17 protein-coding genes are annotated in these 20521 nt (G+C 62.6%); 12 read left to right on the forward strand and 5 right to left on the reverse strand.

Annotated features, from left to right (window positions below; translation table 11 throughout):
- Positions 1–170 precede the first annotated feature (170 nt).
- On the forward strand, positions 171–896 hold the full coding sequence (locus LG385_RS07145) for a gamma-glutamyl-gamma-aminobutyrate hydrolase family protein (protein ID WP_225773587.1): 726 nt from the start codon (positions 171–173) through the stop codon (positions 894–896).
- 98 nt (positions 897–994) lie between these two features.
- On the opposite strand, the gene LG385_RS07150 is transcribed toward LG385_RS07145, so the two are convergent.
- Positions 995–2443, reverse strand: a complete 1449-nt coding sequence (locus tag LG385_RS07150) for a sodium:solute symporter family protein (protein ID WP_225773589.1) — start codon at positions 2441–2443, stop codon at positions 995–997.
- A 218-nt stretch (positions 2444–2661) separates the two neighbouring features.
- Entirely contained in the window at positions 2662–3198 is a 537-nt protein-coding gene (locus LG385_RS07155) for a PaaI family thioesterase (protein ID WP_181116875.1), read from the reverse strand.
- A gap of 155 nt (positions 3199–3353) precedes the next feature.
- On the opposite strand from LG385_RS07155, the gene LG385_RS07160 reads away from it, so the two are divergent.
- A complete protein-coding gene (locus tag LG385_RS07160; protein ID WP_225773591.1) occupies positions 3354–4631 on the forward strand; it encodes an MFS transporter in 1278 nt (425 codons plus the stop codon).
- Positions 4632–4654: 23 nt separating this feature from the next.
- Here the strand turns inward: LG385_RS07160 and LG385_RS07165 are convergent, their stop codons facing one another.
- Complete coding sequence (locus LG385_RS07165; protein ID WP_225773593.1) at positions 4655–5593, reverse strand: DUF1853 family protein; 939 nt, start codon at positions 5591–5593, stop codon at positions 4655–4657.
- A gap of 121 nt (positions 5594–5714) precedes the next feature.
- On the opposite strand from LG385_RS07165, the gene LG385_RS07170 reads away from it, so the two are divergent.
- From LG385_RS07170 to LG385_RS07210, 9 genes are all read left to right on the forward strand, one after another.
- Positions 5715–6605, forward strand: coding sequence for an NAD(+) kinase (locus tag LG385_RS07170; RefSeq protein WP_225773595.1), 891 nt, complete (start codon positions 5715–5717; stop codon positions 6603–6605).
- Entirely contained in the window at positions 6605–7576 is a 972-nt protein-coding gene (locus tag LG385_RS07175) for a metallophosphoesterase (protein ID WP_225773597.1), read from the forward strand. The genes LG385_RS07170 and LG385_RS07175 overlap by 1 nt, the downstream gene beginning before the upstream one ends.
- Positions 7573–8445: a rhomboid family intramembrane serine protease gene (locus tag LG385_RS07180; RefSeq protein ID WP_225773598.1), complete on the forward strand. Its 873-nt coding sequence runs from the start codon at positions 7573–7575 to the stop codon at positions 8443–8445. Before LG385_RS07175 ends, LG385_RS07180 begins: the two co-directional genes overlap by 4 nt.
- Positions 8446–8595: 150 nt before the next feature.
- Positions 8596–8856, forward strand: a complete 261-nt coding sequence (locus LG385_RS07185; RefSeq protein ID WP_181116860.1) for a YeaC family protein — start codon at positions 8596–8598, stop codon at positions 8854–8856.
- Positions 8857–8867: 11 nt separating this feature from the next.
- A complete protein-coding gene (locus LG385_RS07190) occupies positions 8868–9698 on the forward strand; it encodes a DUF2797 domain-containing protein (RefSeq protein ID WP_225776189.1) in 831 nt (276 codons plus the stop codon).
- A gap of 12 nt (positions 9699–9710) precedes the next feature.
- Entirely contained in the window at positions 9711–12368 is a 2658-nt protein-coding gene (gene pepN, locus LG385_RS07195; protein ID WP_225773600.1) for an aminopeptidase N, read from the forward strand.
- A 146-nt stretch (positions 12369–12514) separates the two neighbouring features.
- Positions 12515–13501, forward strand: a complete 987-nt coding sequence (locus tag LG385_RS07200; protein ID WP_225773602.1) for a WD40/YVTN/BNR-like repeat-containing protein — start codon at positions 12515–12517, stop codon at positions 13499–13501.
- Entirely contained in the window at positions 13498–15891 is a 2394-nt protein-coding gene (locus LG385_RS07205) for an efflux RND transporter permease subunit (protein ID WP_225773604.1), read from the forward strand. The genes LG385_RS07200 and LG385_RS07205 overlap by 4 nt, the downstream gene beginning before the upstream one ends.
- Before the next feature lie 208 nt (positions 15892–16099).
- Complete coding sequence (locus LG385_RS07210) at positions 16100–17167, forward strand: lytic polysaccharide monooxygenase (protein WP_225773607.1); 1068 nt, start codon at positions 16100–16102, stop codon at positions 17165–17167.
- A gap of 62 nt (positions 17168–17229) precedes the next feature.
- Here the strand turns inward: LG385_RS07210 and LG385_RS07215 are convergent, their stop codons facing one another.
- On the reverse strand, positions 17230–17952 hold the full coding sequence (locus LG385_RS07215) for a FadR/GntR family transcriptional regulator (RefSeq protein WP_181116959.1): 723 nt from the start codon (positions 17950–17952) through the stop codon (positions 17230–17232).
- A gap of 292 nt (positions 17953–18244) precedes the next feature.
- Here LG385_RS07215 and LG385_RS07220 point away from each other — a divergent pair, with 292 nt between their 5' ends.
- The gene (locus LG385_RS07220) at positions 18245–18475 is read left to right on the forward strand and encodes a hypothetical protein (protein WP_225773609.1); all 231 of its coding nucleotides are present in this window, start codon (positions 18245–18247) and stop codon (positions 18473–18475) included.
- Between the two features lie 126 nt (positions 18476–18601).
- On the opposite strand, the gene LG385_RS07225 is transcribed toward LG385_RS07220, so the two are convergent.
- Positions 18602–20341 carry an IlvD/Edd family dehydratase gene (locus tag LG385_RS07225; RefSeq protein WP_181116837.1) on the reverse strand — a complete coding sequence of 580 codons (1740 nt, stop codon included), beginning with the start codon at positions 20339–20341 and terminating at the stop codon, positions 18602–18604.
- Positions 20342–20521: the final 180 nt, after the last annotated feature.

The following is a 20521-nucleotide window of genomic DNA, read 5'->3' on the forward strand; positions in this document are numbered from 1 at the left end:
CAGGGGCAATCGTCTATTATGTTTGACATTAATCACCCCCCTTCTTCGGATGCGCCCTGTATACGGCCATCCTTGAAGCGAGATGATTGAAATGTTTTACAACTGACCAGCCTCGGCGGTGCTTCGTGAAAAGCGTAACTACAAAAAACCGGTCTAAACCGGTCGTCCTCATGACCATGGGCGTGCAAGAGCGTAAAGGTCACCTGTATCAAGTGATGACTCACAAGTACATCACTCCTCTGGTCGACATCGCCGGCTGCGTGCCGGTGCTGGTTCCGACCTGCTGCGGCATCGAAGACCTGGACCACTACCTGGACATGGCCGACGGTGTGTACCTCACCGGCGCGGGTTCCAACATCGACCCCGCACTGTATGGCCAGGAGAACCTCACCCCGGAGAAGACCCAGGACCGCGACCGTGACAATTTCGACATTCCGCTGATTCGCGCCGCGCTTGACCGCGGCCTGCCAATCTTCGCCATCTGCCGCGGCATGCAGGAAATCAACGTCGCCCTGGGCGGCGATATACACCAGAAGCTGTACACCGTGCCGGGCGTGCAAGACCACCGTGAAAACCCGGAGGATCCTGTGCCTGCCCAATACGGTGACAGCCATGGCGTAACTGTTGCTCCGGGCAGCTGGCTGGCCGAGGCGCTGGGTGCCGAGAGCATCCGTGTGAACTCCCTGCATGGCCAAGGCATCGATCGCCTCGCCGAAGGGCTGGAAGTGCTGGGCAAGGCCCCGGATGGCGTGATCGAGGCGTTCCACGCGCCGGCCATTTCACCGTTCCTGCTGGGTGTGCAGTGGCACCCGGAATGGCAAGCCACGCAAAACCCCGTGTCGGTAAAACTGTTCGAAGCCTTCGGTGAGGCGTGCCGCCGCTTCAAGGCGCAGTAAACTTCAGGCTTGAACAAAAAAACCGCTGGCAACCTGTACGTTGCCAGCGGTTTTTTTATGGATAACGCTCGAGCCCATTGCGGGCTCGAGCGTAGCGGTCAATTGCTGGTGGCGGCGTTGAAGTCCAGTTTCTCGCCACGGTTGGCCGACAGCTGCGGCATCAGCGAGCCGACGATCATGCCCAGCGCGCTGCACAGCAGGCCGGCCAGCTGAGGTGGCCAGAAGGCGTCGGGCTGCTGCGTATATTCAAGCCCGCCCCAAACAGCCACGCCGGTGAACATGGCCAGGAACGCCCCTTGGGTGGTGGCGCGTTTCCAGAACAGCCCGAAGAACAGCGGCGTTACCGCAGCCACCAGGGTCACCTTGTAGGCGTTGCCCACCATTTCATAGATGCTGGATTCTGAATGCAGCGCAAAAGTAATGGTTGCGGCAGTCATGGCCAACACGCTGCAGCGCATTGCCAGCAGCGCCTGTTTGTCACACATTTTCGGCAGCAGAGGGCGCAGGATGTTTTCGGTGAAGGTCACCGACGGGGCAAGCAGGGTGCCCGACGCGGTGGACATGATGGCTGACAGCACGGCGCCGAAGAACATGACCTGAGCGAACAGCGGGGTACGTTCAAGGATCAGCTGTGGCAGGATCAACTGCGAGTCGGTACCCAGCAGTTGTTCCACCATGACCGGGTCGATCAGCTTGGCTGAGTAGATCAGGAAGATCGGCAACATGCAGAAGCACAGATAGAAGCACGCACCGGTCATCGCAGCACGGGATGCCACCGTCTCGTTCTTCGCCGACATCACGCGGGCATATACGTCTTGCTGGGGGATAGAGCCGAACATCATGGTTACGGCCGCGCCCAGGAAGGCCACGATGTCTTTGGCTGAGGTTCCTTGCAGGAAGTGCAGCTTGCCTTCCGCCGCCGCGTGGCTGATCACCACCTGCGGGCCACCGGCCATGCCGCCGATCAGCCACACGAGGTAGAACAGGCCGGCCACGATGATGATCATCTGCAGGAAGTCGGTCATGGCCACCGACCACATACCGCCGAACAACGTATGCAACAGTACGATGAGCGTGCCCAGCAGCATGCCTTGGGTGATGGTGAGGCCGCCGTCAGACAGCACGTTGAACACCACGCCCAAGGCCGTCAGCTGTGCGGCGACCCATCCCAGGTAGGAGGCGATGATGACCAGGCTGGTGAGCAGCTCGACCTGGGGGCCGAAGCGCTTGCGGAAGAAGTCACCGATTGTCATCAGGTTCAAGCGGTATAGCGGGCGGGCAAACACGAGGCCCACCAACATGAGGCAGCCGAAGGAGCCGAAGGGGTCCTCGATGATGCCCGAGAAGCCTTCTTGCAGGAACGCGGCAGGGATGCCGAGCACGGCTTCGGAGCCGAACCAGGTGGCGAATACCATCGCGACCACCAAGGGGAACGACATGCTGCGGCCCCCGGAGGCGAAGTCCCCTGAGTTCTTGACCCGGGTGGATGCATAAAAGCCTACAGCGACGGTGATAAGCAGGTAGATCGCGACAAACCAGATCAGCATGTGTTCGTTCCGTGGGTTCGGCCAGTGTCGCGACCGGGGAGGAGGCGGCACCGCGAATGGCTGTTTATTTTTGTTGGCACGTAGCCGGGGCGCGAAAGCCTCGGTGGGCACGGAGCGGAAGTCTGCCAAGACTGTAAAATATGTCAAACGATATTGGACGTTTGAGCTTAAAAAAGTGCTCGGGTGGGGTGAAATGCGCCACCCGGTGCTGACAATAATTAACGGGCTGAAAGGATCATGCAGGTTGTGCTGGCGGTGGCATAAAGCCTCCCTTGCACATCCACGATGCGCCCTTCGGCCAACGCGGACGACCGGCCAACGTGCACCACAGTACCGATGGCACGCACCGGCCCGGTGGCAGCGGTAAGCGCCCGCACGTAGCTCACCCGCAGTTCCATGGTGGTGTAGCCCTGGCCTTGCTGCAGCCGGGTATGGATTGCACAGCCCATGCAGGAGTCCAGCAAGGTGGCGGCATAGCCTCCATGCACACTGCCCAGCGGGTTGTAATGGCGCTCCTCGGGCGTGCCCTGGAACACGAACCGCCCTTCGCCCCATTCAATGGGCACGAACCCCACCAGCTCACCGATCGGCGGGGAAGGCAATTCTCCTGCTGCGATACGCTCGAAGAAGGCTTGCGGGGACAAGGCGCTGGCCTGCGCCAGGCTGATAATGCCGGGCGCGCCTAGCCGCTCCTGCACGGCCTGGGCCTGGGCGAGCCATTGCTCCAGCGTTTCCTGGTGCGCTTGATCGGTCATGGGGCAGTTCCTTGCGATGGGGTTCGGGCTGATCATATTGCGGTCGAAATATTAAGCAAGCCGCCAATTCTCGGCCGGTTTGTTATCCTGCGCGCCTTATTGCGCATGGCGCTTCAGCGAACGCCACAGGGAAGTGGCCCCATATCGAGACCTTTATGGAAATTGCCCCTGTTGCGAATCGGCCCGCCTCCTTGTCGCGAGCGGACCACAAGACCCTTGGCCTGGCAGCGCTTGGTGGCGCGCTGGAGATCTACGATTTCATTATCTTCGTGTTCTTCGCGCTCACGTTGTCGAAGGTGTTTTTCCCGCCTGAAATGCCCGAGTGGCTGAGGCTGTTCCAAAGCTTCGGGATCTTCGCCACGGGCTACCTGGCTCGGCCCCTCGGCGGGCTGGTCATGGCGCACTACGCCGACCGGCTGGGGCGCAAGCGTGTGTTCAGCCTCAGCATCCTGATGATGGCGCTGCCGTGCCTGATCATCGGGGTGATTCCGGTGTATTCGCAGATCGGCTACTGGGCACCGCTTACGCTGCTGGCACTGCGGGTGCTTCAAGGCGCGGCGGTAGGGGGCGAAGTGCCCAGTGCCTGGGTGTTCGTGGCCGAGCATGTGCCGGCGGCTCGGCGCGGCTATGCCCTGGGGTTTCTCCAGGCGGGGCTGACCTTTGGCTACCTGCTGGGTGCGCTGGTGGCCACAGCCATGGCACGTACACTCAGCCCTGAGCAGATGCTCGACTACGGCTGGCGCTTGCCGTTTTTGCTGGGCGGGCTGTTCGGCATCATCGGGGTGTGGCTGCGCCGCCTGCTGAGCGAGACCCCTGTGTTCCTTGCCATGCGCGAGCGGCAGGCCGCCGGTACCACGTTACCGCTGGCCGAGGTATTGAAGGCGCACCGGGCAAGCTTGTTGCCAGCGGTTGTGCTGACCTGCGTACTGACCACTGCGGTGGTCATTCTTGTGGTGCTCACGCCTACGCTGATGCAACAGCGCTTTGGCTTGAGCGCTGCCGATACCTTCGGGCTAAGCGCCTTGGGCATCGTGGCGCTGAATATCGGCTGCGTATTGGCAGGGTTGCTGGTGGACCGCATCGGCGCCTGGCGAGCCTTGCTGGTGTACAGCATGCTGCTTCCCGTGGGTACGACTGTGCTCTACGGCACCTTGGTGCTGGGCCTCGGCAGCCCCGGCCTGGCCTACGCCGTCGCGGGGTTGTGCAGTGGCGTGGTGGGCGTGGTGCCGGCGGTGATGGTAGGGCTATTCCCGCCAGAGGTGCGGGTGTCCGGTATTTCCCTCACCTACAACCTGGCCTATGCGCTGTGGGCCAGCCTCACTCCCCTGGCATTGCTGGCCCTGGTGCCCTGGAGCCCATGGGTGATGGTGGGCTACAGCGTGTTGATGGGGCTGGTGGGCGTGGCCTGTTGCCTGCTGCGGCGCAGGCAGTAGGGCAGGGCGCGGCCTGGGGTAGATCAGGCGCGCAGCGCTGGCCAGCCATCGCTCACCAGAAACAGCCGCTGGGCCTCGTGGGCATATTCGCCCTGGGGCACCATGCGTACGAGCAGTTGTGCGGGGGCATCGGCAGGGAGCTCATCCAGCCAGTGCTGTAAGGTAAAGGTGTCCCACAGCTCTGCCGTAAGGCACCGCGCCGGTGCCAGCCAGCGGGCCCGGGGCAGGGGCTGCCAGTAACCGCGGGCATTGGCGGCCATCGCTGGCCATTGGCAGCGATGCAGCCAGTCCCCGCGCAGATGTTCCGGGTTGGCGCCGGCCGGAGGCTCGCCATGGGCATGCCAAGGGTAGAAGAGGTAACCGCCTAGCCACAGCCAGGGCTCCGGCGCCGATAGCCCGAGCGCCGCCAGCCGTTGGCGCGCCGCCGGCTGGTTCGAGAGCGGCAACTGATGGCTGCTCAGGTGCAGCAGCTTGCGGTCCAGGCGGTCATCCCGGCCGGGCCCCAGCCAGTCTGCGGTGTTCTCACCGCTGGTGTCATCACGGCCCAGATAGAACTTCACGGCCAGTTCAACGTGGTGCAACCCTTCATGGTCCCGCAGGATGGCGTCCATTTCCCCAAGGGTATGACCACTCTCGCGTACGGGCAGGTTGGCCGCCAGCAGTTCCACGCCCGGCGCCTCGCGCAAGGCGAACTGCCACAAACGTTCATAGTAGAGGCCCAGCCGGTGATTCGAACTCACAGCCAGCCAATCGCTCAAAGCAGTATCGTCACGGTCCAGCAGCCGTAGCCAGCGGGCCATCAGCTCCGGCGCGTCGGCCCATTCGCTGCCCTGTAACGGGTGGCGCTGGGCCCACGGCGCCTGGCTCAGCATGGCTGGTGATGTGAGTACCCAGGCAAGGTCGCGCACTGCCGGGCGATGCAGCAGGCGGGGAAGGTCGACAAGCGAGGCGAAAGGGTTCATTTGCGCAGCATAGACGCTTGAGCGGTTTTCATCCCTTGCAACTTCAGCCGTATGCTTTTTGTCTGGCCCGGCGCTTTGGCCCATAATCGCTGCTTTGCCTCACCAGACCACCGGGAGCCCCATGGAGCAGTTTCGTAATATCGGTATCATCGGCCGCCTGGGCAGCACGCAGGTGCTCGACACTATCCGCCGGCTGAAGAAGTTCCTGGTGGAACGGCACCTGCACCTGATCCTTGAAGATACCATCGCCGAAGTGCTCCCCGGCCACGGCCTGCAAACCTCTACCCGCAAGATGCTGGGTGAGGTGTGCGACCTGGTGATTGTGGTAGGTGGCGACGGCAGCCTGCTGGGCGCGGCTCGGGCATTGGCCCGCCACCATATCCCGGTGTTGGGCGTGAACCGTGGCAGCCTGGGCTTCCTTACCGACATCCGCCCCGACGAACTCGAGGTAAAGGTAGCCGAGGTGCTCGATGGCCACTACCTGGTCGAAAGCCGGTTTTTACTCGAGGCTGAAGTGCGCCGCCATGGCGAAGCCATCGGCCAGGGTGACGCTCTCAACGACGTGGTGCTTCACCCTGGCAAATCCACCCGGATGATCGAGTTCGAGATCTATATCGACGGCCAGTTCGTGTGCAGCCAGAAGGCCGACGGCCTGATCGTGGCCACCCCCACCGGCTCCACTGCCTATGCGCTGTCGGCCGGTGGCCCGATCATGCACCCCAAACTCGATGCCATCGTGATCGTGCCCATGTACCCCCATACCCTGTCGGGCCGGCCCATCGTGGTGGATGGCAACAGCGAGCTGAAGATCGTGGTAGCCAAGGACATGACCATCTACCCGCAGGTTTCCTGTGACGGGCAGAACCACTTCACCTGCGCCCCGGGCGACACGGTGACGGTGAAGAAAAAACCGCAGAAGCTTCGCCTGATCCACCCGCTGGACCACAACTACTACGAGGTATGCCGCACCAAGCTCGGCTGGGGCAGCAAGCTCGGCGGCGGAGGCGAGTGATGCTCGACCCTTCCCGAAGGTACGACCTGATCGGCGACGTGCACGGCTGCGCGCATACCCTTGAGCACCTGCTGGACACCTTGGGCTACCGTCGCCACGCCGGAGTATGGCGCCACCCGCAACGCCAGGCGGTATTCCTTGGCGACATCATCGACCGCGGCCCGCGTATCCGCGAGGCCTTGCACATCGTGCATGACATGGTAGAAGCCGGGCAGGCCTGGTGCATCATGGGCAACCACGAATTCAATGCGCTGGGCTGGGTCACCCCCGCACTGCCTGGTTCAGGCAAAGCCTACGTACGCGAGCATACCCCGCGCCACCAGCGGCTGATTCAGGCCACCCTCGACCAGTTCGAGCATCACCCAGGCGACTGGGAAGATTTTCTCGAGTGGTTCTATCAAATGCCTTTGTTCGTGGATGCGGGGCGGTTCCGCCTGGTGCATGCCTGCTGGGACAGCAACCTCATCACGCCGCTGCGCCAGGTGTTCCCCGATGGCCGGGTGGATGCGCATTTCGTGCAGGCCTCAAGCGTATCCGGCAGCTTTGCCGCGACCGTATTCGACCGCCTGCTACGTGGCACCGACATGCGCCTGCCCGATGGTATGGCCATCACCGGGGGGGACGGCCTTACCCGTGCGTTCTTCCGAACCAAGTTCTGGGAAGACGACCCGCAAACCTATGGAGATGTGGTGTTCCAGCCTGATGCGCTGCCTGACGCCGTTGCCCGCCGGCCATTAAGCCCTGGGGACAAGGGTTCTTTGCTACGCTACGGCCCGCACGAACCCTTGCTGTTCGTGGGCCACTACTGGCGCAGCGGGGCCCCGGCGCCCATCCGGCCCAACCTGGCCTGCCTGGATTACAGCGCGGTGCTTTACGGCAAGATGGTCGCGTATCGCCTGGATGACGAAACCGTGCTCGACCCCGCCAAGTTCGTGTGGGTGGATGTTACCCGGCCGGAGCCCGCCCATTGAAGCCGGTTCCCGCGCTGCGCCTGCCTGTTACCCATGATCTGGGCGGCTTCGTTCGCCTGCTGCGCCGGCTGCAAGTGCCGCATCGGGTAACCGAAGAGGGCCACGAGCAAGTGCTGTGGGTGCCCACTGAGCACATGGCCGAGCAGGTTCGCGTGCTCCACGAGCGCTACCCGGATGGCGACACTGCCCCAAGCACAGCGCCGCCCGGTTTGCCCGGGCCAGGCCGCGCGGCCGGCGCCTGGCGGCAACTGCGCGCCAGCCCTATCACCACGGGCGTACTGCTTATCTGCCTGATCGTTGCAGCCATCAGCCTGCTAGGGGAAAACCTGGAGCCGCTGCATTGGCTGACCTTCGTGGATTTCCACCAGCAAGGAGACTACGCCTGGTTCGTGCCCTGGATCGAAACCCTCGAAGCGGGGCAGTGGTGGCGGCTGGTGAGCCCGATCTTCATCCATTTCGGCATCCTCCACCTGACCATGAATGGCCTGTGGTTCTGGGAGCTCGGCCGGCGGATCGAGTGGCGGCAGGGTTCATGGGCCTTGGCTGGGCTCACACTGCTATCGGCCGGAGTATCCAACCTGGCCCAGTACCTGTGGAGCGGCCCGGCCCTGTTTGGCGGTTTGTCCGGCGTGCTATACGCGCTGCTGGGGCACCTCTGGCTATTCAACTGGCTGGCGCCGTCACCGTTGTATCGGATGCCCAAGGGCGTGCTTATCATGATGCTGGCCTGGCTGGGCCTGTGTTTGCTGGGCGCGGCCAGCGTGCTGGGCTTTGGCGATATTGCCAATGGAGCGCATTTGGGCGGGTTATTGATAGGTTGTATCACCGGCCTATTGGGTGGCGCGCTGGCACGCCGTAAAATAGTCTGACTGCGCTAGGTGATGCTGCGTTGAACATAGGCTGGATCGCCAGCCCGGTCGTAATGCTCATTTACAACTAGTAAACTGCGCGTCCTCGCCTATGTTCGCCTTGCCTGACCTTCGCTCATACTTCATGACTTTGAACAGCCTGGAACCGCGATGACCACCTTCGCCGAGATGATCGAAAACATTACCCCCGATATCTACGAGAGCCTCAAGTTGGCTGTGGAGATCGGCAAATGGCCCGATGGCCGCAAGCTTAGCCAGGAGCAGAAGGAGCTGTCGTTGCAGGCGGTGATCGCCTGGGAGCTGCAGAACCTGCCCGAAGACCAGCGCACCGGCTACATGGGGCCGCAGGAATGCAGCTCCAAATCCGCGCCCATCGGCAATATCCTGTTCAAGTCGGATGCCATCCATTGATCGGTACACCCATGACCGAGCTGGGCCGTGGCGCTGTCAGCAAAATGGCCATTCGCATCGAAAACGACCGTGCCTGTTACGACTTGCGTGTCGGCGACACCCGAGTGCCGCTCAACGCCTTGATCGGGCAACGCCTCAAGCTCGAATACCTTGGGGTTATCCATTGCACCAATTGCGGCAAGCGCACCAAAAGCAGCTATAGCCAAGGCTACTGCTACCCTTGCATGACCAAGCTGGCGGCCTGCGACCTGTGCATCATGAGCCCCGAGCGCTGCCACTACGAGCACGGCACCTGCCGTGAGCCCAGTTGGGGAGAGCAGTTCTGCATGACCGATCACATTGTGTACCTGGCCAACAGCTCCGGCATCAAGGTGGGGATTACCCGCGCCACGCAGTTGCCCACGCGCTGGTTGGACCAGGGCGCGAGCCAGGCGCTGCCGATCCTGCGTGTGGCCACGCGTCAGCAGTCCGGCCTGGTGGAAGACCTCTTCCGCTCGCAGGTACCGGACCGCACCAACTGGCGCGCCCTGCTCAAGGGCGATGCCGCCGAAGTGGACCTGATCGCAGTACGCGAGCAATTGTTCGACAGCTGCGGGGCCGGGATCACGATGTTGCAGGAGCGCTTCGGCCTGCAGGCGATCCAGCCACTGCCCGACGCCGAAGTGGTTCGTATCGGCTATCCGGTGCAGGCGTACCCCGGCAAGATCACCAGCTTCAACCTGGACAAGGACCCGGTGGTCGAAGGCACCCTGACCGGCATCAAGGGTCAATACCTGATATTCGACACCGGCGTGATCAATATTCGCAAATACACGGCCTACCAGCTCGCCGTGCACCAGTAGAAGGACGAGGCCATGCGCACAGAACAGCCGAAAACGATCTATCTCAAGGATTACAAGGCCCCCGACTACCTGATCGACGAAACCCACCTCACCTTCGAGCTGCACGAGGACCACACCCTCGTGCACGCCCAACTGGTGATGCGGCGTAACCCCGAGGCAGGCGAAGGCTTGCCGCCGCTGGTGCTCGACGGCCAGGAGCTGGAACTGCTGTCGCTCAAGCTGGACGACCGCGAGCTGAGCGCCGCCGACTATCACATCGACGACACCCACCTCACGCTGCAGCCCTCTGCGGCCAGCTTCACGGTGGACAGCAGCGTGCGCATTCACCCGGAAACCAACACCGCACTGGAAGGCTTGTACAAGTCCGGCAAGATGTTCTGCACCCAGTGCGAGGCCGAAGGCTTCCGCAAGATCACCTGGTACCTGGACCGCCCGGACGTGATGAGCCGGTTCACCACCAGCCTGAGCGCAGACAAGCAGCGGTACCCGATTCTGCTGTCCAACGGCAACCCGGTGGCCAGCGGCGAAGATGAAGACGGTCGCCACTGGGCCACTTGGGAAGATCCGTTCAAAAAGCCCGCCTACCTGTTTGCGCTGGTGGCTGGTGACCTGTGGTGCATCGAAGACACGTTCACCCGCGCCACGAAGGGGGACGTGACCCTGCGCATTTATGTCGAGCCAGAAAACATCGACAAATGCCAGCACGCCATGAACAGCCTGAAGAAGTCCATGCGCTGGGATGAAGAAGTCTACGGCCGTGAATACGACCTGGACATCTTCATGATCGTGGCCGTGAACGACTTCAACATGGGGGCCATGGAAAACAAGGGCCTGAACATCTTCAACTCCAGCTGCGTGCTGGCCAAGGCCGAAACCGCCACCGACGCCGCCCACCAGCGGGTCGAAGCGGTGGTTGCACACGAATACTTCCACAATTGGACCGGCAACCGCGTGACTTGCCGCGACTGGTTCCAGTTGTCGCTCAAGGAAGGCTTCACGGTGTACCGCGACGCAGGCTTCTCGGCCGACATGAACTCGGCCACGGTGAAGCGCATCGAGGACGTAGCCTACCTGCGTACACACCAGTTCGCCGAAGACGGCGGCCCGATGGCACACCCGGTTCGCCCGGCAAGCTTCATGGAAATCTCCAACTTCTACACCCTCACCGTGTACGAAAAGGGTGCTGAAGTAGTAGGCATGATCCGCACGCTGCTGGGGGCCGAAGGTTTCCGCAAGGGCAGCGACTTGTTCTTCGAGCGCCATGACGGCCAAGCCGTGACCTGCGACGACTTCATCAAGGCCATGGAAGACGCCAATGGCGCGGACCTCACCCAGTTCAAGCGCTGGTACAGCCAGGCGGGCACGCCGCGGCTGGCGGTGAGCGAGGCGTATGAAGAGGCTGCAGGCACCTACAGCCTGACCTTCCGCCAAAGCTGCCCGGCTACCCCGGAAAGCGCGGAAAAGCTGCCCTTCGTGATCCCGGTCGCGCTTGGCCTGCTCAATGCTCAAGGCGAAGACATTGCGCTGCAGTTGCAAGGCGAGGGCGAGCACGGCGCTACCACCCGCGTACTGGCCGTGACCGAGGCCGAGCAAACCTTCACTTTCACGGGCCTTGCGGAAAAGCCGCTGCCATCGCTGCTTCGCGGCTTCAGCGCCCCGGTCAAGCTGAGCTTCCCCTACAACCGCGACCAGTTGATGTTCCTGATGCAGCACGACAGCGACGGCTTCAATCGCTGGGATGCCGGGCAGCAGCTGTCGGTGCAAGTGCTGCAGGAGCTGGTTGGGCAACACCAGGCCGGCCAGCCGCTGGAAGTGGACCCTCGCCTGATCACCGCGTTGGGCACCCTGCTCAAAGATGACAGCCTGGACCAGGCCATGGTCGCCGAAATGCTCTCCCTGCCAGGCGAAGCCTACCTGATGGAGTTGAGCGAAGTGGCGGACGTGGACGCCATTCACGCCGCGCGGGAATTCGCTCGCAAACGCATTGCCGATGAGCTTTATGACGCGCTGTGGGCCCGCTACAGCGCCAACCGCGAGGTGTCGCGCAACACGGCCTACGAGGCGAGCGCCGAGCATTTCGCTCGCCGCAGCCTGCAGAACATCGCCCTGTCGTATTTGATGCTCAGCGGGCGCGATGAAGTGCTGAAGGCCGCGCTGGAACAGTATGACCATTGCGACAACATGACCGAACGGCTGACCGCACTGGCTGTGCTGGTGAATTCGCCATTCGAAGCCGAGCGTGCCAAGGCGCTGGAAGCCTTCGCCGAGCACTTCAAGGACAACCCGCTGGTGATGGACCAGTGGTTCAGCGTACAGGCGGCCAGCACGTTACCAGGCGGGCTGGAGCGAGTGAAGGCGTTGATGGAGCATCCGGCATTCAGCCTGCGCAACCCCAACAAGGTCCGCGCCCTGATCGGCGCGTTTGCCGGGCAAAACCACATCAACTTCCATGCGCCCGACGGCAGCGGCTACCGCTTCCTGGCAGACCTGGTGATCCAGCTCAACGCGCTTAACCCGCAGATCGCCTCGCGCCAGCTCACGCCGCTTACCCGCTGGCGCAAGTTCGGCGGTGCGCGCCAGGCCTTGATGAAAGGCGAGCTGGAGCGCATCAAGGCCAGCGGCCCGCTGTCCAGCGATGTGTTTGAGGTGGTTAGCAAAAGCCTCGCGTAACCGCCCCGGCGCGCCCTGTTTCCCTGCAGGGCGCGCCATTCGATGGGCCGCACTCGCCTTATCGCCAGCGTGAATGGCCCCCCGACAGGGCGGGTTGTGCGCTATATCTCCTCCTGGCCATTACTAACAACAAAAAGGAAGGCTCCATGGGGAAAACGCTTTTGTTTGCGCTTTCGCTGCTCGCCCCGCTGTGCTGCGCGGCGGCGGCCAACCTACCCACGCCACCCGAGGCTACCGCTGAACGGGCCCTTCATGGCTTGCTCCTGGACGTCACTAACACAGGTGAGCGGCTGGTGGCGGTCGGCGCCCGGGGGCAGATTCTTTTTTCCGATATCGCAGGCGAGCACTGGCAACTCGCCGAAGCGCCGACCCATGCCCTGCTGACGGCCGTTTATTTCGCCGATGCCCAGCATGGCTGGGCGGTGGGCCACGATGCACAGATACTCGCCACCAGCGACGGCGGCCTCCACTGGCAATTGCAGCACGAAGACCTCGCCCGCGAGGCGCCATTGCTGGACGTATGGTTTGCCGATGCTCAGCGCGGCCTGGCCGTGGGCGCCTACGGGCAGTTGTTGGCCACCTACGATGGTGGCGCTAGTTGGGAAGATGCCAGCGAGCGCGTGGACAACCCTGACCAGCTGCACCTCAATGGCATTGGCGCCAGCGGCGATGGCAGCCTGTTCATTGTTGGCGAGCAAGGCAGCCTGTTCCGCTCCCACGACAGCGGAGAACAGTGGGAACGGCTCGAATCCCCTTATGACGGCTCGCTCTTCGGTGTGCTGCCCACCCGTGAAGCTGGCACGGTGTTGATTTACGGCTTGCGCGGCAACCTGTTGCGCTCTACCGACGATGGCAACAACTGGGAAGCGGTTACCCCAGGTACAGAGCAGGCGCCGGTGAACAGCGGGCTGGCAGGCGGCGCGTTGCTGAGCAACGGTGGGTTGGTGATCGTGGGCAATGGCGGCGCGGTGCTGCGCAGCAACGATAACGGCGCGACCTTCAATGCGTTCATTCGCCCGGACCGGCAATCGCTGGCGGCGGTAGCCGAGGCGCCTGGGGGCGAGCTGTGGCTGGTGGGGCAGGGCGGCGCCCGCCGCTCAGAGGTGAACGCAACCAGGGAGGCTGTGCAATGAACCAGGCGACCGTACCCCCACCGCCCGAGTCCCAACGCGCCGGCTTGCTGGAACGGCTGATCTTCGACCATCGCCTGACAGTCATCGGCCTGTGCTTGATCACCAGCGTGGTGCTGTTCTGGCAGGCGTTGCAGATACGCCCCTCCACCAGCTTCGAGAAGATGATCCCGCTGGGCCACCCCTACATTCAGAATATGATGGCCCACCGCAATGACCTGGCGAACCTGGGCAACACTCTGCGCATTTCCGTTGAAGCGATCGAGGGCGATATCTTCCAGCCGGGCTACATGGACACCCTGCGGCAAATCAACGACGAGCTGTTTTACCTGCCCGGGGTAGACCGTGCCGGGCTCAAGTCGCTCTGGAGCCCCAGCGTGCGCTGGACCGAAGTTACCGAGGAAGGCTTTGCCGGCGGCGAAATCATCCCTCCCGGTTACGACGGCTCCGACGCGAGCCTGGGAAAACTGCGGGACAACGTGCTCAAGTCCGGACTGGTGGGGCGGATGGTCGCCAATGACTTCCGCTCCACGATCATCGAGGTGCCGCTGCTAGAGCGCTATGCCGACCCGCAGAACCCCAGCGCGGTCGTGCAGCTCGATTACCGCCAGCTTTCCCACGCCCTCGAAGACAAAGTGCGCGACAAGTACCAGGCGCAAAACCCCCAGGTACGGATTCACATCGTCGGCTTTGCCAAAAAGGTAGGCGACCTCATCGACGGGCTGTTCATGGTGGTGATGTTCTTCGCCGTGGTGCTGCTGGTCACCCTTGTACTGCTGCTGGCCTTCACGCGCTGCCTGCGCAGCACCGTCGCGGTGCTGCTGGCGACCTTGGTGGCGGTGGTGTGGCAGTTGGGCCTGATGCACGCGTTGGGCTTTGGCCTGGACCCTTACTCCATGCTGGTGCCGTTCCTGATTTTCGCCATCGGCATTTCTCACGGCGTGCAGAAAATCAACGGTATCGCCTTGCAGTCCGGCGATGCGGACAACGCATTGATCGCGGCGCGGCGCACTTTCCGCCAGCTGTTCCTTCCTGGAATGATCGCCATCCTTGCCGACGCCGTGGGTTTCATCACGTTGCTGGTGATCGACATCGGGGTGATCCGCGAACTGGCGATCGGCGCTTCGGTAGGGGTGGCGGTGATCGTGTTCACCAACCTGATCCTGTTGCCTGTAGCTATTTCCTACGCGGGCATCAGCGGCCGCGCGATAGAACGCAGCCGCCGCAATGCCCAACGCGACCATCGGTTCTGGCGGGTGCTGTCTGGCTTTGCCAGCCCACGGGTTGCCCGGGTATCGTTGGTGCTGGCACTGGTGGCCTTCGCCGCCGGGCTCTGGTACAGCCAACGGTTGCAGATCGGCGACCTGGACCAAGGCGCGCCGGAGTTGCGTGCCGATTCCCGCTACAACCGCGACAACGCGTTCATCATCCAGCATTACTCCACCAGTTCCGACGTGCTGGTGGTGATGGTCAAGACGGGCGCCGAGCAATGCTCCAGCTACCCGGTAATGGCCGCCATTGACGACCTCAGCTGGGCTTTGGAAGGCACGCCTGGCGTGCAGTCGGCGGTGTCGCTGGTGACCGTGTCCAAGCAGGTGATCAAGGGCATGAACGAGGGCAGCCTGAAATGGGAAAGCCTGTCGCGCAACCAGGACGTACTCAACAACTCCATCGCCCGCGCGGACAGCCTGTACAACGCCAACTGCTCGTTGGCGCCTGTGCTGGTGTTCCTCAATGACCACAAGGCCCAGACCCTCAAGGCGGTGACCGCCACGGTGCAGGCGTTCGCCGCCGAGCACGACCGTGAGGGCATGACCTTCCTGTTGGCGGCGGGCAATGCTGGCGTGGAAGCGGCCACCAACGAAGTGATCGCCTCGGCCGAGCTGATCATCCTCGGGCTGGTGTACCTGTGCGTTGCGGTGATGTGCTTCATCACCTTCCGCTCGCTGGCGGCAACGTTATGCATCGTGCTGCCGCTGGTGCTGACCTCGGTGCTGGGCAACGCGCTCATGGCGGCCATGGGGATTGGGGTGAAGGTCGCCACGCTGCCGGTGATCGCCCTCGGGGTGGGCATTGGCGTGGATTACGGCATTTACATCTACAGCCGCCTGGCCAGTTTCCTACGCGCCGGGTTACCCCTGCAGGAAGCCTATTACCAGACCCTGCGTTCCACTGGCAAAGCCGTGCTCTTCACCGGGCTATGCCTGGCCATTGGCGTGGCCACCTGGATGTTCTCGGCTATCAAGTTCCAGGCCGACATGGGGTTGATGCTCACCTTCATGCTGTTGTGGAACATGTTTGGCGCGCTGTGGCTGCTTCCAGCGCTCGCGCGGTTCCTGATAGTGCGGCGTAACGGGGGCAGCCTGCCAACAGCCGGCCCGCTGTTGCACTGACGGCAATGTGCTTTCAGGCCTTGCCTCGCTGAAACCTGGCGGGGCAGGCCGGGCGCCTCACGCCTGTGGCGCGCGCCAGTGTTCAGTGCACAGCGCAAGAAACCTACCTCTTTGCCAGCTTGTTGGCAGTTCTGCCTGGCCACACCCTCTCGAGCAGTCGGCCATTGAAGGCCGGCCGTCCTTTCAAGCAATGCTCGTAGAGGTAGCTATGCCACGCAAAGCAGGCTTTATCCAGACCGCTGTGCCCACCCCCCGTCACGGCCGAGTGATCACGCCCCGCTCCCGGGCGGTGATCATGCGCGAAGACCACAATGCCTTCGACGCATCGATCCCCAATTCACTGGAGGCGGGCAAATTCTTCCCCCTGACCGCCAGCGGCCTCGCCGACCCATTGGCATCCCAGGACGGAGTCAACGCCACGCCGCCCGCCGATGGCAAGATCGCCAGCGCTGGCAACCCGAATGCGAGCATTCTGGACGCGCCCGGCGCGCATTGGGCCAAGCATTCGGTCCGGCCCCTGCAGCCGCTGGAAATTTCCTGGAGCTATTCCGCGATCCATACCACCCGCCGCTGGAATTATTTCATCACAAAGCCTGGCTGGAACCCAGACGCGCCGCTGTCCCGGGCGCAATTCCATGAGGAACCCTTCCACACAGTAGAGCTTACCTGGCAACCATACTGGGAGTACGGCGCAGAGCTCACGCCTTCCGACCCCACCGTGCACAGCCTGCACTTGCCCGATTACCGGGGCTACCATGTACTGCTGGCGGTATGGGAAGTTGCCAACACGGCGATGGCCTTCTATCAGGTGATTGACCTGGACTTCGGCGAAGGCGAAGGGGAACCAGGCAACCCGCCAGAAGCGCCGACCAACCTGCATGTGATGGGCATAGAGGCTACCGCGATACAGCTTATGTGGAATGCCTCCGCCGGGGGGAACGTGGCGCACTATAAGGTGTACCGGGACGATAAGGTTGTCGCGAGCTTGTCCGGCGAAGCCAGGGAACACACGGACTTGGGACTCACGTCGAACACGACCTATATATACTATGTAAGAGCAGTCGATGCGGCCGGGCGTTTGTCACCCAAAAGCACCGAAGTGCCCGCCACCACCAAGGCAGACAGCGGAGGCACGGCGTGGGCGCTGAACACGCATTACGAAATCGGCGACGAAGTGACATGGCAGCAGCGGACCTATCGCTGCCTGGCTGAGCACATTGCCAAATCCCAGACCAACGTGCCGGACCAGTTCCCGTTCTGGGCGCCGCTGGGGTGAGCTGAAACCCTTATGTGAAAAAGGCGCCTTGAGTGGGCGCCTTTTTCCAGCCGGTTAACGGGCTACAACCCCAACTGCTTCCCCAGTACCACATTCAAGGCATTGCGCGCGTCGTCCAGTTGCACCAGCGCCGCGTGCTGTGCGCCCAAAGGATCGCGGCTTTCAATCGCGGTAAGGATTGCCTTGTGCCGCGGCATCGCCAGCTCATGCAGGTTCGGCCGCTGGTTGGAGTGGCGCAGCGCCTCGCGCAGGGCCATCGACAGCATGTTGCACAGGTGCGCCAGCAGGTCGTTATGGGTGGCGTCGGCGATGCGGCTATGGAAATCCAGGTCGGGCTGCAACAGCGCTTCCGGCGTTTGCGCCGCTTCCATGCGCTGATACGCCTCGCCGATGGAAGCCACATCTTCCGGGGTAGCGTGCTGAGCAGCCAGCGCCGCGGCCGCCGGCTCGATGATCGCGCGCACGCTGGTGAGCAGCGCGAAGAATTCATTCTGCGGCGTGGTTTGCATTACCCAGTGCAGCACATCCGGGTCCAGCAGGTGCCATTCCTTGCGGGGCTTTACTACCGTGCCCACCCGCGGCCGCGAATACACCAGCCCCTTGGCCACCAGCACCCGGGTAGCCTCGCGCAACACCGGCCGGCTGACCGCATACTCCTCACACAACAACGCCTCGGGCGGCAGCTTCTGGTCCGGCGAAAAACGGCCAGACACAATGTGCATGCCCAGCTCCTGGACGATACGGGCGTGCATGCTCTTGCGTTCGGAGGGTTTGCGGTAATCCATGGGGCGGGGTAATACCTGCGCGGGCGGAGCGGGCATGATAGCGCAAAGCAGGGTGGATGCCGAAGGGGGGCGCTGTTGGGCGCCCTCGAGCATGTGGGAGGCGGGTTGCCAGATAGCGCTTGATTACGCCCCCGTCAGGACCATCGCACCTAGAAGTATCAAGCCGCAACCGATGATTTGAATACGAGCCAACCGTTCCTTCAGTAAAACCACTGCGATGATACAGGCCACTACCCGCGCACTGCTGGAGCCCAAGCCAACTCCCAAGCCCACACCAGAACAGGCAGGCACCATGCACCCCTACGGGGGCCCGAACGGCAGCAGTGGCGTCGTCGCCTACCTCATTGAAGGCGACAGCATCACCCTGCGCTTCGTCGACCGGCTCAAATTGTATGTGTACGACGCCAGCCGACCAGGCCTTGCCGCTGTGCATGAAATGCAGCGGCTGGCCAAGCGAGGGTCGGGTTTGACCACCTACATTAACCAGCACGTTCGTAAGAACTATGCGCTGAAGATCGGTTAATGGATGAGATAGGAAGGTTTTTCGCGAGAAAACTAAAAGATGGGCGAAGCTCGCGAGGGTCTTCACGAGCTTCGCCGGATGGCCGGCCCCGCCGCTTCCTACCAGAATCTCTACAGCTACTGCACCTCAATGCGAATGCCGCGGCACTTCCGACCCCCTGCACCCAACCAGGAAGTCAAAGTCGCAGCCTTGATCCGCCTGCATCACATGCTCGATGTACAGCTGGCGATAACCGCCGGGGATGAGGTTGCTTTTCTCCGGCTGCCAGTCGGCCAAGCGGGCTTGCAGTTCTTCGTCGCTGATGTCCAGGTGCAGGCGGCCGCTAGCGCAGTCCAGTTCGATGTAGTCACCTTCTTTCACCGCGGCCAGTGGTCCGCCGGCGGCAGCTTCGGGGGCTACGTGCAACACCACGGTGCCGTAGGCGGTGCCGCTCATGCGGGCATCGGAAATGCGTACCATGTCGGTGACGCCCTGGGCGAGCAGCTTGGCGGGCAGGCCCATGTTGCCCACTTCGGCCATGCCTGGGTAACCCTTGGGACCGCAGTTCTTCATCACCAGGATGGAGGTGGCGTCCACGTCCAGTTCCGGGTCGTTGATGCGCGCCTTGTACTCTTCGAAGTTCTCGAACACCACGGCGCGGCCACGGTGTTGCATCAGCGCCGGCGTTGCCGCGGACGGCTTGAGCACGGCGCCATTGGGCGCCAGGTTGCCGCGCAGTACGCAGATGCCGCCATCGGCCACCAGCGGGTTGTCGATGGCGCGGATCACCTCGTCCTGGCCATAGATCGGCGCCGCCTTCACGTTGTCCCAGAGGGTTTTGCCGTTGACCGTCAGCGCTTCCGGGTTGGGCAGCAGGTTGTTCTCGCCCAGGCGGCGCAGCACGGCGGGCAGGCCACCGGCGTAGTAGAACTCCTCCATCAGGAAGCGACCGGAAGGTTGCAGGTCCACCAGGGTGGGGGTGCCGCGGCCCACGCGGGTCCAGTCGTCCAGTTCCAGGTCTACGCCAATGCGGCCAGCGATGGCCTTGAGGTGGATCACCGCGTTGGTAGAACCACCAATGGCCGCGTTCACGCGTATAGCGTTTTCGAACGCTTCGCGGGTGAGTACCTTGGACAGGCGCAGGTCTTCTTTCACCATCTCTACTGCGCGCATGCCGGACATATGCGCGAGCACATAGCGGCGTGAATCCACTGCAGGAATGGCAGCGTTGTGGGGCAGGGACACGCCCAGGGATTCCGCCATGCACGCCATGGTGGAGGCGGTACCCATGGTGTTGCAAGTGCCGGCGGAGCGGGACATGCCCGCTTCGGCGGAAAGGAATTCGTCCAGGCCGATCAGGCCGCCCTTATAGGCTTCGTGCATCTGCCATACGATGGTGCCGGCGCCGATGTCGCGGCCGTTGTGTTTGCCGTTGAGCATCGGCCCGCCGGTGACCACGATGGCCGGCACGTCGCAGCTGGCGGCACCCATCAGCAGGGCAGGGGTGGTTTTGTCGCAGCCGGTGAGCAACACCACGCCGTCTACCGGGTTGCCGCGAATGGCCTCTTCCACGTCCATGCTGGCGAGGTTGCGGGTAAGCATGGCAGTGGGGCGGAGGTTGGACTCGCCGTTGGAGAACACTGGGAATTCAACAGGAAAACCACCCGCTTCAAGCACGCCACGCTTCACGTGTTCAGCGATCTGGCGGAAGTGTGCGTTGCACGGCGTGAGCTCGGACCAGGTGTTGCAGATGCCGATGATGGGCTTGCCATGGAACTGGTGATCGGCGATGCCTTGGTTCTTCATCCAGCTGCGGTACATGAAGCCGTTCTTGTCGTTGGTGCCGAACCATTGGGCCGAGCGCAGGGTGGGTTTCTTCTCAGACATGTCAGGCTCTCTTATTGTAAGACTAATGGTAGCAAGTGCCTCTAAAATAGGCTGTATCGGCCCGCAATGGAAGTCCTTGTTGCTCAAATAGTAATACTATATAGTCCCTCCACACACTGAGCGCATGCGATCGGGTGACCGCCGCAATGCTGCATTCCAGACAGGTTCATAAAAACAACA

The organism is Pseudomonas sp. Marseille-Q5115, assembly GCF_916618905.1.
GTDB classification, from domain to species: domain Bacteria; phylum Pseudomonadota; class Gammaproteobacteria; order Pseudomonadales; family Pseudomonadaceae; genus Aquipseudomonas; species Aquipseudomonas japonica_A.

What these genes read in the sequence shown, in the direction of transcription:
- LG385_RS07200 (WP_225773602.1), top strand. Translation starts at nt 12,515, where the DNA reads ATGGGGAAAACGCTTTTGTTTGCGCTTTCGCTGCTCGCCCCGCTGTGC.
- LG385_RS07190 (WP_225776189.1), top strand. Translation starts at nt 8,868, where the DNA reads ATGACCGAGCTGGGCCGTGGCGCTGTCAGCAAAATGGCCATTCGCATC.
- LG385_RS07185 (WP_181116860.1), top strand. Translation starts at nt 8,596, where the DNA reads ATGACCACCTTCGCCGAGATGATCGAAAACATTACCCCCGATATCTAC.
- LG385_RS07150 (WP_225773589.1), bottom strand. Translation starts at nt 2,443, where the DNA reads ATGCTGATCTGGTTTGTCGCGATCTACCTGCTTATCACCGTCGCTGTA.
- LG385_RS07155 (WP_181116875.1), bottom strand. Translation starts at nt 3,198, where the DNA reads ATGACCGATCAAGCGCACCAGGAAACGCTGGAGCAATGGCTCGCCCAG.
- LG385_RS07210 (WP_225773607.1), top strand. Translation starts at nt 16,100, where the DNA reads ATGCCACGCAAAGCAGGCTTTATCCAGACCGCTGTGCCCACCCCCCGT.
- LG385_RS07175 (WP_225773597.1), top strand. Translation starts at nt 6,605, where the DNA reads ATGCTCGACCCTTCCCGAAGGTACGACCTGATCGGCGACGTGCACGGC.
- pepN (WP_225773600.1), top strand. Translation starts at nt 9,711, where the DNA reads ATGCGCACAGAACAGCCGAAAACGATCTATCTCAAGGATTACAAGGCC.
- LG385_RS07145 (WP_225773587.1), top strand. Translation starts at nt 171, where the DNA reads ATGACCATGGGCGTGCAAGAGCGTAAAGGTCACCTGTATCAAGTGATG.
- LG385_RS07225 (WP_181116837.1), bottom strand. Translation starts at nt 20,341, where the DNA reads ATGTCTGAGAAGAAACCCACCCTGCGCTCGGCCCAATGGTTCGGCACC.
- LG385_RS07220 (WP_225773609.1), top strand. Translation starts at nt 18,245, where the DNA reads ATGCACCCCTACGGGGGCCCGAACGGCAGCAGTGGCGTCGTCGCCTAC.
- LG385_RS07165 (WP_225773593.1), bottom strand. Translation starts at nt 5,593, where the DNA reads ATGAACCCTTTCGCCTCGCTTGTCGACCTTCCCCGCCTGCTGCATCGC.
- LG385_RS07205 (WP_225773604.1), top strand. Translation starts at nt 13,498, where the DNA reads ATGAACCAGGCGACCGTACCCCCACCGCCCGAGTCCCAACGCGCCGGC.
- LG385_RS07170 (WP_225773595.1), top strand. Translation starts at nt 5,715, where the DNA reads ATGGAGCAGTTTCGTAATATCGGTATCATCGGCCGCCTGGGCAGCACG.
- LG385_RS07215 (WP_181116959.1), bottom strand. Translation starts at nt 17,952, where the DNA reads ATGGATTACCGCAAACCCTCCGAACGCAAGAGCATGCACGCCCGTATC.
- LG385_RS07160 (WP_225773591.1), top strand. Translation starts at nt 3,354, where the DNA reads ATGGAAATTGCCCCTGTTGCGAATCGGCCCGCCTCCTTGTCGCGAGCG.